Genomic DNA, 14,588 nt, shown 5'->3' on the forward strand with positions numbered 1-14,588 from the left:
GCGACCTCGTGGGTGGAATATCGGCATTATGGGCTGCGATTTCAAGCGTTCATGGCCTGAAATGCGAAGTGTTTTCCTCAGACATTGTCGCGGTGCCAGTGCGGGGGGGCATCCCAGACTGGGCGGGCCACCTCGGCTTCTGCTTCGGCCCGGCTCAGCCCGATGTCGCGCAAAAGATGGTCGTCCAGCCGGGCAAGATGCCGACGCGACCGTGACAGTGCGATCAGGCGCCACAAGCCCGCTACGGGACGGGGACTCAGAAGGCGGATCAGCGGGATTGAAAGAGCTTTGGCGGACATGGCGGCCTCCGTTTCATTGCTGGATGTGATGCTGTTCAATTTTTGCATCACGATGCTTGATCTTTTGCCCGATCTTGCTTCATGATGAAAACGAATGATTGTGACGCCAAACATCAGGATCTGTGATATGCCTCGTAATCTCGACCTTGCCGCCTTGCGATCTTTCGTCACCGTTGCCGATGTCGGCGGGGTCACCCGGGCTGCGGGCTATCTGAACCTGACGCAGTCGGCGGTCTCGATGCAGATCAAGCGGCTGGAAGATTCGCTCGGGATGCAGCTTTTCCTGCGCGCCGCGCGCAAGCTGGCGCTGTCACCCGAAGGCGAACAGCTTCTTTCCTACGGCCGCCGGATGCTGGCGCTCAACGATGAGGCGCTTTCGCGCTTTGCCGCTACCGCTTGCGAAGGCGAGATCCGTCTGGGGGTGCCGCATGATGTGGTCTACCCCGCGATCCCCGGAATTCTCAAGCGGATGGCGCAGGCCTGGCCCTGCCTGCGGATCAATTTGGTCTCCTCCTTCACCGTGCTGATGAAACAGGAGTTCGAGCGTGGCGGCTTTGATGTGATTCTGACGACCGAGGAAACCCCCGATCCTGGGGCCGAGGTGCTGGGCCTTCGGCCTTTGGTCTGGGTTGGCGCGGTGGATGGCAACGCCTGGCAACGGCGGCCCTTGCGGCTGGGCTTCAAGGATACCTGCATCTTTCGCCCGCGCGCACAGGCCTTGCTGGATGCGGCGAATATTCCGTGGCAACTGGCCACCGGTGGCGAAAGCGAGCAGGCTGTCGAGGCAACCGTAGCCGCCGATCTTGCCGTGACCGCCCGGATGGCAGGCAGCATTCCCGATGGCACCTGCGTCATTGCCACCGAAAACCAACTGCCGCCCCTGGGCGAGATGAAGCTGGCGCTCTACCGCGCCGACCGCCGGAAGGATGAGGCCATGGATATGCTGATGGCCGAGTTGCGCTGCGCCTACTGCTGCTGATCCACCCGGATCACCACCTTGCCAGTCGCGCGGCGAGAGCGCAGCAGGTCGAGTCCTTCGGGGAAGGCCTCGAACGGCAAGGTCTGGCCGATATGGGGCCGCAGCCCGCCTTCGGCCCGCCAACGCAGCAATTCGGCCATGCTTGCTGCCACAAGGGCAGGGGCGTGTGTCTCATATCCGCCATACCAGAAGCCCGACACAGTCAGGTTCTTCACCAGAAGGACGTTTGCAGGAACCTGCGGCACCTGACCCGACGCAAACCCGATCGCAAGGAGCCGGCCATCCGGCTTGCACGCGCGCAAGGCTTCGTCGAAGGCCGGGCCGCCTACGGCATCATAAACCACATCGACACCACCCAGCGATCGCAGCGCGTCCTTCAGTCCGGGGGCCTCGCTGTCGATCAGATGATCCGCCCCCGCCGCCTGCGCCACACGCAGCCGGTCCGCCCCCCGCGCCGAGGCGATGACAGTCGCCCCCAGCCGCTTGCCGATCTCCACCGCCGTCAACCCGACGCCACCCGCTGCCCCGGTAACGAACAGCGTCTCTCCCGGCTGCAAGCGCGCCTTGTAGCTCAGCGCCAGATGCGAGGTGCCATAGGCAATCGGAAATCCCGCCGCTTCGTCAAAGCCCATGGCGTCAGGCAGAGGTGACAGCCGGTCCGCCCGCAGGCACAGCCTTTCGGCCAGCGCCCCGGCACCGCAGACCCCAAGCACACGCGTGCCGGGTCGGGGGCCGGTCGTATGCGGCCCCAGCGCCTCGATCACGCCGGAGAATTCCATGCCCGGCACGAAAGGCAGCTTGGGGCGGACCTGATATTTCCCTTCGATCATCAGCAGGTCGGCGAAGTTCAGCCCCGCCGCCATGACGCGCACAAGTGCCTCGCCTTCTGCGGGAATCGGGTCATTCAGGACGCCAAGCTCTGGCTGGCCTCCAACGGTATTGATTTGCCATGCGCGCATGATTTTGCCCTGCCTTCCGCTTGTGCATTGCGTATATTGTTTTCGGTTTGCTGCACAGTCTATCGCCATTTGCCGGACTGTATCTTTTCACTTTGCGAAGATTTTTTGCTATTTTTGCATTTTGCAATGCAATATGGAACTCGCGCAAAAGGCGAGCGCAGCAAGGGGAAGGTTCGCAAAGGGTGTCGGCTCGAACAACCCCGCCGTGTCTTATTCACCTGTATAATTGACCCTGTCGAAAAGGACAGGTTTTGACCCGAGGTTGATTTTTCTCGGGATAACTTCTGAACTTTCCAGTTCTGGCACGAAACTTGCTTGGATATCCATGAGGGGACTGAATACTGTAGTTGGAGTGAAGAATGAAGCATCCCGTAGACGCACACGTCGGCAAGCGTATCCGCCATCGCCGCTGGATGGTGGGCATGACGCAGCAGCAGCTCGCCGACAAGGTGGGTATCAAATTCCAGCAGATCCAGAAATATGAGACCGGGATGAACCGGGTCAGCGCTTCGCGTCTTTGGGACGTCGCGGATGCGCTGGGCGTGTCGGTCTCGTTCTTCTTTGAGGGTCTTGCTGACGGTCAGGCCGCTGCGGCGCAGGCTCAGGGCGACATGATGGCAGACAAAGAGGCTCTGGAACTCGTCCGGTCCTACTATGCCATCCCCGAAGCGCAGCGCCGCCGCCTGTTCGATCTGGCCCGGGTTCTGTCGGAAGCCGCCTGATCTTGACCTTCGCCCTGCGAGCCTTTAGCGCCCGCAGGGCAGGCTGCCTTTGCCTGCGATTGCGGGGAAGGGATGGCCATGCGGGTTTCCAACGCCTTGGCGACCGAACTGGTCGCCACCGCGCATGAACTGGCCGATGTGGCGCGGGTGGCAACGCTGTCGTTCTTCCGTAGCCGCGATCTGGCCGCTGATACCAAGGAAAGCCACCGTTTTGACCCCGTGACGGCAGCCGACAGGCTGTCGGAAGAACGCATGCGTGCTGTCCTTGCGCGCCGCCGCCCGAATGACGCGATCCTCGGCGAGGAATTCGGCCCCAAAGAAGGGACGTCAGGCCTGACCTGGGTGCTGGACCCCATTGATGGCACGCGTGGATACATGTCTGGCACGCCGACCTGGGGTGTCCTGATTTCGGTGCGCGATGCCGAAGGCCCGCTTTACGGCATCATTGACCAGCCCTACATCGGCGAGCGGTTCGAAGGTGGGCTTGGCCATGCCCGGATGCATGGCCCGATGGGCGAAAGCACCCTGTCGGTCCGCAGCCCGCGCCCTTTGTCACAGTCGATCCTTTTCTCCACCTTCCCCGAGGTTGGCACCCCCGACGAATCCGCTGCCTTCCGCCGCGTCGCGCCGAAGGCAAGGCTGGTGCGCTATGGCACCGACTGCTACGCCTACGCGTTGATCGCCGCCGGTCAGATCGACCTTGTGATCGAGGCGGGCTTGCAGGCCTATGACGTCCAGGCCCCGATCGCGGTGATCGAGGCCGCGGGTGGCATCGTGACCGACTGGCAGGGCCGCCCGGCCCATGACGGTGGCCGGATCCTCGCCGCCGCCAGCAAGGAATTGCATGCCGAAGTGGTGGCTCTTCTGAACGGCTGAGCCCCACTATCGGTCTCGTTCGCTCTTTTCGGAAACACCCTGCGGGGAGGTCTGGGCAGACTCCCCACTTCAAACGCCTGGACTTCGGGTTTGCGTCTCCCACCCCGCGCCCACCTCTTGCCAGTGGGGCAAGGGCAGGCATAGACTGCGGTCGGCTGTCCGTGTCCTTCTCCCTTCTGACGGATTGCAGTGGTTTCCCCATGAAACCGAAGGGTGCGCAAAGGCTGCACCATGTCTGACATTCTGATCCGAAATGCCGCCGCCGTGGTCACAATGAACCCCGGAAGGGCAGAACTTGCCGGGGCCGATATCTTCCTGCGCGACGGGGTGATTCTTGCATTGGGCCACGGCCTGCCAGAAGCAAAGGCCGAAGTGATTGATGCCACGGGCTGCGTGGTGACGCCCGGGCTCGTGAACACCCACCACCACCTGTACCAGACCCTGACCCGCGCCGTACCCGGTGGGCAGGATGCTCTGCTTTTTGGCTGGCTGAAGACGCTTTACCCGATCTGGTCGCGCTTTGGACCTGATGAGATGTTTACCTCTGCGCAGGTCGGTCTGGCCGAACTGGCGCTGTCGGGCTGCACGCTGACCTCGGACCATCTCTACCTCTATCCCAACGGCGCACGGCTGGATGATACCATTGCGGCCGCGCAGGAAGTCGGCCTGCGCTTTCACCCCACCCGTGGTGCGATGAGCATTGGCGAAAGTGCCGGTGGTCTGCCGCCCGACGCGTTGGTGGAACGTGAACCGGCCATTCTTGACGACATGATCCGCGTGGTTGACCGGTTCCACGACTCCGGGCCCGGTGCGATGGTTCGGGTGGGCCTTGCCCCCTGTTCGCCCTTTTCGGTCAGCCGGGATCTGATGCGCGACGCGGCCCTTCTGGCGCGTGACAAGGGCGTGATGCTGCACACCCATCTGGCCGAGAACGATGAGGATATCGCCTATTCCCTCGCCCAGTTTGGCTGCCGTCCGGGGCAATATGCCGAAGATCTTGGCTGGACCGGCCCGGATGTCTGGCACGCACATTGCGTGAAGCTGGATAGTTCTGAAATTGAACTTTTCTCCCGCAGTCTGACGGGGGTAGCCCATTGCCCATGTTCGAATTGTAGACTCGGGTCCGGCATTGCCCCGGTCCGAGCCATGCGTAACGCAGGGGTCAAGGTGGGGCTTGGCGTTGATGGATCGGCCTCCAATGATGCCGGAAACCTGATTGGTGAGGCGCGGATGGCCATGCTTTTGCAGCGGGTGTCCAACGGAGCTGATGCCATGTCCGCCCGTGAAGCGCTGGAGATTGCGACGCTTGGCGGCGCGCGGGTGCTTGGGCGTGATGATCTGGGGTCGCTCGAACCCGGCAAGCGCGCGGATCTGGCAATCTGGGATGTCTCGGGGATCGAGGCGGCCGGCAGTTGGGATCCGGTCGCCGCACTTGTGCTGTGCGGTCCGACCCGGGTGCGACACCTGATCGTCGAAGGGCGCCCGGTGGTGCGCGACGGCCAGATGGTAACGCTGGACCTGCCGCGCGTGATCGAACGGCAGAACCGGCTCGCACAGGCCCTGGCCCGCTAGACGCAAGCAATTCCCGCCCGCCGCACCCGGATCTAGCGGGCGCGCGGGCCTTGCGTTAGAAGGCTGGCAAGGAGACCCCGATGGACCATAACTTCGAAGCCCAGCGACGCGAAACCTTTGACACCTTCCGCCAGTCGAAGGGCGTCAGCCTGCCGAAGACGGCGGTGATCGACTATGCCTTCTTCATCGAAGAACTGGATGCAAGCTGGCCAGCGCTGGAACGCGCCTTGCGGCTGGAGGGGTTCAACACCCGGCGCGCCAAGGACGGCGAGACGCTGATCGCGTCGATCGGGCCGATCCCGGTGACGGCCGAGGATATCTGGCACTACGAACGCATCGCCACATCCATCGCGCTGAAGCACGATTTCTATCCTGACGGCTGGGAACTGGCGGAGTAGGCGCGCGGGGTCAGCCCAGGAATCATCCTGTCAGGTACCGCCTCCGGAGGTTTCGGGCTCATGGCGCTTGCCGCCCAGCCAGACCGCTGACACCGCGCGGTCATCGCCCATCATGATCGTCGGGAACATGGCCTGCCACAGGTCATTCGCCCGCGCCGCGGCCTGTGCAATGGCAGGGGTCGAGGCCAGGTCGATCACCACCAGATCAGCCTCCATCCCCACGGCGATATTGCCGATCCGACCTTCGCACCGCAGCGCCCGGGCAGAGCCCTGCGTTGCCAGCCACCAAAGCTGAGACGGATGCAGCGACTGGCCGCGCAATTGCGCCACCTCATAAGCCGCAGCCATCGTCCGCAGCATCGAAAACGAGGATCCACCCCCGGTATCGGTTGCAAGGCCCACCCGCAACTGCCGCGCAAGGCCCATGTCGAACAGGCCCGAGCCGATGAAGGTGTTCGAGGTCGGGCAATGGACAAGGCTTGCCCCGGCTTCCACCAACCGAGCCCGTTCGCGGTCGGTCAGGTGGATGGCGTGGCCGTAGACAGCCCCTTCCCGCAACAGCCCTTGCGCCTCATAGGTATCCAGATAGTCGCGCGACTGGGGGAAAAGTTCCCGGACCCAGGCGATCTCGTCCGGCTGTTCGGAAAGATGGGTCTGCATCAGACAGTTCGGGTATTCACGCCAAAGCGCGCCAAGGGCGGCAAGCTGTTCGGGGGTTGAGGTTGGCGAAAACCGGGGTGTGATCACATAAGACAGTCGGTCCACCCCATGCCACTGTTCCAGAAGGCGCTTGCTGTCGTCATAGGCCGATTGCGCGGTATCGCGCAGGCCTTCGGGGGCGTTGCGGTCCATGCAGGTCTTTCCGGCAAAGACCCGCATCCCCCGGGTCTGTGCCGCCGCAAAGATCGCGTCCACGCTTTCGGGGTGGATCGTGGCATAGCTGCAAACCGTGGTCGTGCCACGCGCCAAAACCAGATCAAGATAGCGCGCCGCGATGTCATCGGCATAGGCGCGGTCGGCAAAGCGCATTTCCTCTGGGAAGGTGTAGGTGTTCAGCCAATCGATAAGCCGCTTGCCCCAAGAGGCGATGATGGCGGTCTGCGGGTAATGCACATGGGCATCGATGAAGCCCGCCGAGATCAGCCGCCGACCATAGTCATGCACCGTTGCCATGGGAAAGCGGGCGCGCAGATCCGCTGCCTCGCCCAAGGCGGCGATGCGCCCCTGATCCACCAGCACCGCGCCATGTTCCATCGTTTGCGCAGCATCGTCGCTTGCAAACGGGTCACCCTGAAAACGGATCACCTGCCCCAGAAGAAGATCGGCCATCACCATGTCCCTGTTCTTGCCGCTGTAACCTACGACCTTTAGGGGCAGGGGTAAATTTGCCTCTGGCCCCTGTTTCCTTGAAACAGCTTTCGCTAAGGTCGCGGCAATCGGTTTGGAGGCGGAATGGCGGAACATCTGGCGGACCCGGAAGACGAAACGCTGGATCAGGACCGTATTGACGCGGTGCTGCGCGCCGTCTCGACCGAGGACCGTTCAGGCCTCGACGCGCTGTTGGAACCGCTGCACGCCGCCGACATCGCCGACCTCTTGGAGCAGATCGGCGGGGCGGATCGGCGCGCGCTGCTGGCGCTTTGGTCGCATGAGATCGACGGGGACATCCTGTCTGAAATCTCGGACGCGATCCGCGAAGAGGTGATCGAAAGCCTGCCGCCCGAGGTTTTGGCCCATGCGGTGCGCGATCTTGAATCCGACGATGTGGTCGACATCCTTGAAGACCTGGACCCGCCGCAGCAGGGCCTGATCCTGAACGCGCTGGAAGATGCGGACCGCCTTGCCGTGGAACAGGCGATGGCATACCCGGAATATTCCGCGGGCCGCTTGATGCAGCGCGAAACGGTGGTCGCACCAGAGCACTGGACCGTGGGTGAGGCGATCGATTTCCTGCGCGCTGCGGACCATCTGCCGGACCAGTTCTACCATGTGATCCTGGTTGATCCGCGGATGGAGCCTCAGGGCTATGTCACTCTGGGTCGCTTGCTGTCGTCGCGCCGGGACGTGGCCTTGCGCGACATCACCGAGGACAGTTTCCGCACCATCGAGGCGGCAGAGCCCGAGGCCGATGTGGCCTATGTGTTCAACCAGTACCACCTGATTTCCTGCCCTGTTGTCGATGCGGGCGGTCGCCTGGTCGGCGTGATCACCATCGATGACGCGATGAACGTGCTGGATGAGGAACACCAGGAGGACATGCTGCGTCTGGCCGGTGTGGGCGACGAAAGTTCGATTTCCGACCGGGTACTCGAGACGACGCGGCAGCGGTTGCCATGGCTGTTCGTGAACCTGCTGACGGCGATTCTGGCGAGTATGGTGATCGCACAGTTCGAGGATGCGATTGCCCGGCTGGTAGCGCTTGCGGTGCTGATGCCAATTGTCGCCTCGATGGGCGGTAATGCGGCGACGCAGTCGCTGACCGTTGCGGTCAGGGCCTTGGCTACTCGTGATCTGACCGGGGCCAACGTCGGTCGGGTGATCTGGCGTGAGACGGCTGTAGGGCTGTTGAACGGGGTGTTCTTCGCGGTGGTAATGGGGTTGGTCAGTTGGATCTGGTTTGGTGATCCGACGTTGGGAATGGTGATCGCGGCGGCGATGGTGGTCAATCTGGTGGTGGCCGGAATGGCGGGCATCCTGGTGCCGGTGATGATGGAGCGGGCAGGAGTGGACCCGGCGCTCGCCTCGGGGACATTTGTCACGACGGTGACGGATGTGGTCGGGTTCTTCGTGTTCCTGAGCCTGGCAGCGATGGTGCTTTTATGAACGATATCAAATCTATGGCACGAGAGGCTGCCTTTGCCGCGCGCAAGGCCGCCTTTGCGGCGGGGCAGGGCCAGGCGGCAGAGATTCTCGCGGATTACCTGGCGGGGCAGGGGGGGCGGGTGCTTGCGGGCTACATGCCGATGCGGACCGAGATTGATCCCTTGCCCGCCATGGCCGCGCATCAGGGGCCGGTGGGCGTGCCTGTGATCATCGGCAAGGCGCAACCCCTGCGGTTTCGCGAATGGTCCCCCGGCGCAAAGATGGTGGAAGGCGCGTTCAAGGCGCTGATCCCGGAGGAAGGCGTCTGGGTGGAACCGGAGGTGCTGATCGTGCCGCTTCTGGCGTTTGACGCGCGCGGCTACCGGCTGGGCTATGGCGGAGGCTTTTATGACCGCACACTGGAAGGTTTGCGCGCCTCGGGGCCGGTGCTGGCGGTGGGCTTTGCCTTTTCGGCGCAAGAGGTTGCTCAGGTGCCGATCGATGCGACAGATCAGCGACTTGATGCGATTGTCACGGAAAAGGGCGTCACGCTTTTCAGCTGACGCCCTGTTGTCCCTCGCCGGATTGTTCCGCAGCGATTGGCCAGACCGGCCCGTCAGTGGGCGATTTCTTCCTGACGTACGAACATGTTGCTCCAGGCCCGGTCGATCAGCTCTGGTGTCATCTGATAGGGGATGTTCTCGAAATCGCACACCGAGATCATCTGGTCGATCAGGAAGACCGGCATGTAGTTCGCATAGACATTCTCGATCGTCGGGAACTTGACCTTCATCAGATGCATCAGGGCGGTTTCGTCCAGAGGCATCTTCTTCTTCCGGGCGACCATGGCGAAGATCTTCAGGAAGTTTTCCTGGTTTGGTCCGTCGATCTTGATCTTGAAGAAGATACGACGCAACGCCGCGCCATCGAAGATCTGGTTCGGGTGGAAGTTGGTGGAAAAGATCACCAGCGTGTCAAACGGCACGGTGAATTTTTCGCCCGATTGCAGCGCAAGGATATCGCGGCTTTCTTCCAGCGGCACAATCCAGCGGTTGACGATCTTCTGCGGCGGTTCGGCCTGACGGCCAAGGTCGTCGATGATGAAGATGCCGCCGGTGGCCTTCAGTTGCAGCGGCGCCTGATAGGTGCGGGCCGTGGGGTTGTAGGTCAGGTCGAGCATCTCAAGCGACAGTTCACCGCCGGTGATCACCGAGGGGCGCTCACAATAGACATAGCGGTTGTCGAACTTGTTCGACGTGCGGCGCAACGAGTTCGGGTCATCGACATTCGCCTCGGCGGCGCTATGCACGATCGGGTCATAGACCGAGATGATCTGGCCTGAATATTCAATTGCCCGTGGCACATAGACCTTGTCGCCCAAAGCGGCGCGGATGCCGTGGCTGATCGAGGATTTACCGTTGCCGGGCGGACCGTAAAGCAGGATCGACCGGCCCGAGGTGACGGCAGGCCCAAGGTTGTCAATCAAGTCGGGCGGCAGGATCAGATGGCCCATGCCGGACATCAGCTGTTCCTTGTTCAGCCGGATGTCGCGCACCGACTGGCGCTTGATCTGCACCGAATACTGGTCCAGCGGCACCGGCATCGCGCCGTAATATTCCGACTGCGACAGCGCATCCAGCGCGCGCGCCTTGCCGGCATCCGTCAGCTCATAGCCCATTTCGTTGCCAGCGGTGGCGTGCATCGTGCCGGTCGCGGTCACCAGTTTCTGCGTCCGGGCAAGGTCCACAAGTTCCTGGACCAGTGGCACCGGCAGACAGACCACCTTCGACAGGACAGACACCTGATCCTGATTGGTCCGGAACATGGACTTCAGCAGGATGTCCCGCATCATGATGGTCGAAAGACCCGTGTCGGCAAGCGACCGGGGCGAGGGTGGTGGCGTAACGTTCGACACCGGGGATTCAGCGTTCATTCAACCAGCTCCGTGGACAATGGCAGCAGACTGCGTTGATTTAGAGCTTAAATGCGACTTGTGTCAGACTTGCGGCCAGATGGCGGCAACAAGATAGAAGACCACAATCCCCGACAATGCAAATCCCAACGGGAAATAACGCCGTTCGGTCCAGCTTTGCCAGTCCGGCGTCATGCGCCGGATCGCCGGAATCGCCCGCATGACCCGGTGCGTGATCAGTGCGCCGATCAGGCAGGCAGCAATCAACAGCAGGATCGGGCCAATGTTTGTGCCAACAAAGATCGGCGCCATGGCAGCGGCATATTTCGCGTCACCCGCGCCGAAAGTGCCGGTAGTATACAACAGGTAGCCCGCAACCAGAACGATTGCCATCAAGGCAAAGCCCCAGAGCCAAGCGGCCCATGTGGCCACCGCCAGCCAGCCAAGAAGCGGCCACACGGCAGCCAGCGCCAGCACGGCATTGTTCGGGATCTTCATCCGCTTCATGTCGCTGACTGCGGCCCAGACAGCGATGGGAAGGACGGGAACGATAAGAATCAGGGCGCCGGTCGGGGTGATCATCACAGCGTCACATTCGCATCGATGGCTTCAAGGCTGCGGGTGGCAGCTTCGAAAAACTGCGGATGGGTGTCGATGGCTTGCTGCAACAGACCCTTGCCCACCGTCACATCGCCTTGCTTGATCGCCGCCAGCGCCATGGAATACAACAACTCGGCGCGTTCGGTCTGTGTCATCCGCACCACGGGCAGGTCATATTTGCGCTGGGCGGCACGGGCAAGAACCAGGTTGTTTTTCGCCGTGAACAGGCCTGGATCGTAGGTCAGTGCCTCGGCGAACAGCTTCTCGGCCCCGGCGTGTTCGCCACGGGTCAGCTTGGAAAAGCCCCAGTTGTTCAGCACCCCGGCTGGTTTTGTGGTCAGTCCGACGGCGATCTCGTAGAAGCTGTCGGCCTTTTTCCAGTTCTTGTCCGAGTCGGCGATCATCGCTTCAAGCCGGTAGCGGTCGAAAGATTCATGCGTCGGGGGAATCTGGTTCAGTTCCGCCTTTGCCTCGGCCCACTGGTTCGACCGGATCAGCGTATCGGCCAGCATCACCCTGTCTTCCGACGTGGCTTCGGGGTGTTCGATCACACGGCGCCAGATTTGCGCGGCCTCGGTCGGCTTCTGGGCGCGGCTCAGGGATTTGCCAAGTCCCCGCATCAGGTCGATGCGGTCAGGGTTCTGTTGTGACGCCTTCGCGAAATAGGCGACCGCCTCATTTGGGTCCGCAACGGTCAGCATCACCTCATTGAGGTTTGATTCGTCGATGACGTTGATGTCTTTCAAAGCCCGCTGAACCTGCTCGTCAGAGTTCTGCTGACAGGCTGACAGAAAGACCGTGCTTCCAAGGCACAGTGCAACAAGAACAGGGTGGCGCATATTCGCGTCCTTTTTTTCCAGACTGCCCGATTTTCGACTTCTCGATCTTCGACTGCTCAATCTTCTACTGCTCGGAGCCCTTCCCTCAAAGCTGCGTAAGAAGGACGTATTTGCCCTTTTCACGCCGCACGAGGCGGAACTCACCTTTTTCTTCCATCGGATCATATACGCCCGCCTCGGTTGAGGCGATAGCGAGCTTCAGATTTTCGCGGATCGAGTCTGTTTGGCCACTATCCTGGGCGAAAGCCTGCTGAAATACGGCGCGTGCTTCGCCCAACTGGCCGCTTTCCATCAGCGCAACACCAAGATTGTTGATGGCTGGCACGAATGTCGGGTCTTCTTCAATCGCGCGACGCAGGATCTTTTCAGCCTGACCAATCCGGCCGAGCGCCAGATTTGCCGATCCGATCGCAGAAAGCGTGTCCACGTTCACCCCGTTGGTCGCGGCCGCGCGGTAATAGGCTTTCAGCGCCAGCTCGTATTCGCCAGCTTCCATCAGCCGGTGGCCGACAATCAGCCCGTCCACCGCATCGCCGCGCGCGTCTACGCCATATGGGACGTTCCGCGATACACCGCCGGACGGAGTGCAGGCGCCAAGTGCAACAAGCAGCAAAAGTGAAAGACCATGTAGACGCACGTCAACCCTTGTCTGCCGCCATCACCCCCCGGGCCGCATGTTGCCCAGCATCGTTGCGATGCCATAGACAGAGGGACCGATCAGAATGACCAGAAGTGGCGGAACTGTGAACAGCATAGTGCCAAGGGTCAGTTTTGTAGGCAACATGTTTGCCTTTTCTTCGGCCCGCATGACCCGTTTGTCGCGCATGTCGGCGGAATAGACACGCAAGGCATCCGCAACCGATGTGCCGAACGTCGCCGACTGCACCAGCGTGGTCACAAACGAGGCCACATCCGGGACGCCAACCCGTTCCGCCATGTCCTTCAGAACCGTTGTCCGTTCCTTGCCGGCCTTCACCTCTTGGGCAACCATGTCGAATTCGTCCGCCAGCGCCGGATAGCCAGCCCGGCTTTCCTTGCCGACACGGATCAGCGACTGGTCAAGCGACTGGCCGGCCTCGACGCAGACCAGCATCAGGTCAAGCGCGTCAGGGAAGCCCTGGATGATTTCGGTCTGGCGCTGTTCAAGGCGTTTGTCGACCCAGTAGCGCGGAATGTAGTAGCCGATGGCACAGGGCAGCAGCGAATAGACCAGCATGGAATTGGTGGTCAGGTCGCCGGTGACCGACTTGATCAGGGCATAGATCAGACCAAGGATCAGGAAAGCGATGCCAAGCAGAAACTGCATCGCGTGGAACATGCGAACGGCGTTTTTCGACGTATAGCCCGCCCGAAGCATCTTCAGCTTCGCGGCAGAGAGTTCGTCCTTCTTTTGCGGTTCAAGGAACTGGGCAAAGCGTTCAAGCTTGTCCATCCGTTCGTTCCGGCGCAGCGCACGCTTCTTGTCATTGGTGTTGGCGGCAGGCTGGGACGTGTCCTTCAACTCGCGAAAACGGTCGCGCTGGCGCTTCATGACGATCGGAAGGGCAAGCAGGATCAGCAGCAGCCCCAGCATGCCAACCGCGATCAGCGGGCCAAGAGGGCCAAGCGCATCGGTCAGCATGGTGTTCAGTTCGGAAAGCGGGTTCATGGCCGTTCAAACCTTGATGTTGGTCATCACCTTCATGAAGATGATGTTGATGATCAGGAACACGATGACAAACAGCGCCGCCGGGATGAAGGCAGGCGTATCCCTGACACCGTCATAATAGTCCGGCTTGATCACGTTGATCATGATCAGCGCGGCAATCGGAAAGCCGGACAGGAACATGCCGGACCATTTCGCCTCGGCGGTGATGGCGGCGACGCGGCGGAACAGCTTGAAGCGCGCGCGGATAACCTTGGACAGGCCGTCCAGAATTTCGGCCAGGTTGCCGCCAGACTGCTGCTGGATCGACACAGCAACCGCAAGGAACCGCAAATCCTGACTGTCCATCCGTTCGGCAAAGGCCTTGAGCGACTCTGTCACATCGCGGCCATAGGCAGCCTCGTCAGCGATGACACCGAACTCCGATCCCAGTGGATCGGGAATTTCCTTGGCCACAATCCCGATCGCGGTCGAGAACGGGTGGCCTACCCGCAGGCTGCGGACCATCAACTCGATGGAATCGGGCAGTTGTTCTTCCAGAAGCGACATGCGCTTCTTGGCCTTGCGGTTGACCCAGTAGTAGACCCCACCGATCCCCATGGCGACAGACAGGATCAAGCGGATGCCAACCTCTGCACTGGTCATGACGGTCAACATCAGGAAGGCCAGAACCGAAACCAGCCCCATGATCCCGATCAGCGCCTGTGGAGAAAAGGCGATATTCGCGCGCTGGGCCTTTTTCGCGAAGACCGAATACAGCGGGATGTTCTTCGAATTCAGGTGCTGGTTCATCTCCTTGCGAAGTTGTTCCAGAACCTGTTCGCGGTTGGCGTTCTTTTCCAGCAGCGTCAGACGACGGCTGAGCCGATTGTTCAGGCTGATCGACTTGCCGAAAACCGTCAGGTAAATCCCTTCGACGATCACCACGACGGCAACGAATATCAGGAAATAGATAAGGGGTGCTGCGCTGATCTGCATGTGCGTG

General features: G+C 61.4%; 16 protein-coding genes. 7 read left to right on the forward strand and 9 right to left on the reverse strand.

Annotated elements, in window-relative coordinates; all coding sequences use genetic code 11:
• Positions 1-77: 77 nt before the first annotated feature.
• Positions 78-299, reverse strand: a complete 222-nt coding sequence (locus QUV21_RS13100) for a DUF1127 domain-containing protein (protein WP_300855548.1) — start codon at positions 297-299, stop codon at positions 78-80.
• A gap of 127 nt (positions 300-426) precedes the next feature.
• On the opposite strand from QUV21_RS13100, the gene QUV21_RS13105 reads away from it, so the two are divergent.
• Positions 427-1,278: a LysR family transcriptional regulator gene (locus QUV21_RS13105; protein WP_300855549.1), complete on the forward strand. Its 852-nt coding sequence runs from the start codon at positions 427-429 to the stop codon at positions 1,276-1,278.
• Here QUV21_RS13105 and QUV21_RS13110 read toward each other — a convergent pair.
• The gene (locus QUV21_RS13110; protein ID WP_300855550.1) at positions 1,266-2,237 is read right to left on the reverse strand and encodes an NADPH:quinone oxidoreductase family protein; all 972 of its coding nucleotides are present in this window, start codon (positions 2,235-2,237) and stop codon (positions 1,266-1,268) included. The two genes, QUV21_RS13105 and QUV21_RS13110, sit on opposite strands and share 13 nt — an antisense overlap.
• A 359-nt stretch (positions 2,238-2,596) precedes the next feature.
• Here QUV21_RS13110 and QUV21_RS13115 point away from each other — a divergent pair, with 359 nt between their 5' ends.
• The 4 genes from QUV21_RS13115 to QUV21_RS13130 all read left to right on the forward strand — a co-directional run bounded on the left by QUV21_RS13115 (position 2,597) and on the right by QUV21_RS13130 (position 5,805).
• The gene (locus QUV21_RS13115) at positions 2,597-2,959 is read left to right on the forward strand and encodes a helix-turn-helix transcriptional regulator (protein ID WP_300855551.1); all 363 of its coding nucleotides are present in this window, start codon (positions 2,597-2,599) and stop codon (positions 2,957-2,959) included.
• A gap of 72 nt (positions 2,960-3,031) precedes the next feature.
• Positions 3,032-3,835, forward strand: a complete 804-nt coding sequence (locus QUV21_RS13120; protein WP_300855552.1) for an inositol monophosphatase family protein — start codon at positions 3,032-3,034, stop codon at positions 3,833-3,835.
• Between the two features lie 231 nt (positions 3,836-4,066).
• Positions 4,067-5,407 (forward strand): 8-oxoguanine deaminase, encoded by a 1,341-nt coding sequence (locus tag QUV21_RS13125; RefSeq protein ID WP_300855554.1) that lies wholly within the window; start codon positions 4,067-4,069, stop codon positions 5,405-5,407.
• Between the two features lie 80 nt (positions 5,408-5,487).
• Positions 5,488-5,805 carry a ribonuclease E inhibitor RraB gene (locus tag QUV21_RS13130; RefSeq protein ID WP_300855555.1) on the forward strand — a complete coding sequence of 106 codons (318 nt, stop codon included), beginning with the start codon at positions 5,488-5,490 and terminating at the stop codon, positions 5,803-5,805.
• A 30-nt stretch (positions 5,806-5,835) separates the two neighbouring features.
• On the opposite strand, the gene guaD is transcribed toward QUV21_RS13130, so the two are convergent.
• Positions 5,836-7,134 (reverse strand): guanine deaminase, encoded by a 1,299-nt coding sequence (gene guaD / locus QUV21_RS13135; protein WP_300855557.1) that lies wholly within the window; start codon positions 7,132-7,134, stop codon positions 5,836-5,838.
• Between the two features lie 123 nt (positions 7,135-7,257).
• Between guaD and mgtE the strand changes: the two genes are divergently transcribed.
• Both mgtE and QUV21_RS13145 read left to right on the forward strand, forming a co-directional pair.
• Entirely contained in the window at positions 7,258-8,628 is a 1,371-nt protein-coding gene (gene mgtE / locus QUV21_RS13140) for a magnesium transporter (protein ID WP_300855558.1), read from the forward strand.
• Positions 8,625-9,170, forward strand: coding sequence for a 5-formyltetrahydrofolate cyclo-ligase (locus QUV21_RS13145; protein ID WP_300855559.1), 546 nt, complete (start codon positions 8,625-8,627; stop codon positions 9,168-9,170). The genes mgtE and QUV21_RS13145 overlap by 4 nt, the downstream gene beginning before the upstream one ends.
• 53 nt (positions 9,171-9,223) lie before the next feature.
• On the opposite strand, the gene QUV21_RS13150 is transcribed toward QUV21_RS13145, so the two are convergent.
• The 6 genes from QUV21_RS13150 to QUV21_RS13175 all read right to left on the reverse strand — a co-directional run bounded on the left by QUV21_RS13150 (position 9,224) and on the right by QUV21_RS13175 (position 14,581).
• Positions 9,224-10,540 (reverse strand): ATPase, encoded by a 1,317-nt coding sequence (locus tag QUV21_RS13150; protein WP_300855560.1) that lies wholly within the window; start codon positions 10,538-10,540, stop codon positions 9,224-9,226.
• A 63-nt stretch (positions 10,541-10,603) separates the two neighbouring features.
• Positions 10,604-11,101 carry a prepilin peptidase gene (locus QUV21_RS13155; protein WP_300855562.1) on the reverse strand — a complete coding sequence of 166 codons (498 nt, stop codon included), beginning with the start codon at positions 11,099-11,101 and terminating at the stop codon, positions 10,604-10,606.
• Complete coding sequence (locus tag QUV21_RS13160; protein WP_300855563.1) at positions 11,101-11,958, reverse strand: tetratricopeptide repeat protein; 858 nt, start codon at positions 11,956-11,958, stop codon at positions 11,101-11,103. The genes QUV21_RS13155 and QUV21_RS13160 overlap by 1 nt, the downstream gene beginning before the upstream one ends.
• 85 nt (positions 11,959-12,043) lie before the next feature.
• The gene (locus tag QUV21_RS13165; RefSeq protein WP_300855564.1) at positions 12,044-12,595 is read right to left on the reverse strand and encodes a tetratricopeptide repeat protein; all 552 of its coding nucleotides are present in this window, start codon (positions 12,593-12,595) and stop codon (positions 12,044-12,046) included.
• A 21-nt stretch (positions 12,596-12,616) separates the two neighbouring features.
• Complete coding sequence (locus QUV21_RS13170) at positions 12,617-13,606, reverse strand: type II secretion system F family protein (protein ID WP_300855565.1); 990 nt, start codon at positions 13,604-13,606, stop codon at positions 12,617-12,619.
• Positions 13,607-13,612: 6 nt separating this feature from the next.
• Positions 13,613-14,581, reverse strand: a complete 969-nt coding sequence (locus QUV21_RS13175) for a type II secretion system F family protein (RefSeq protein ID WP_300855566.1) — start codon at positions 14,579-14,581, stop codon at positions 13,613-13,615.
• Between the last annotated feature and the right edge of the window lie 7 nt (positions 14,582-14,588).

The sequence above is a fragment of the Tabrizicola sp. genome, assembly GCF_030373185.1.
In the GTDB taxonomy this organism is placed as follows: domain Bacteria; phylum Pseudomonadota; class Alphaproteobacteria; order Rhodobacterales; family Rhodobacteraceae; genus Tabrizicola.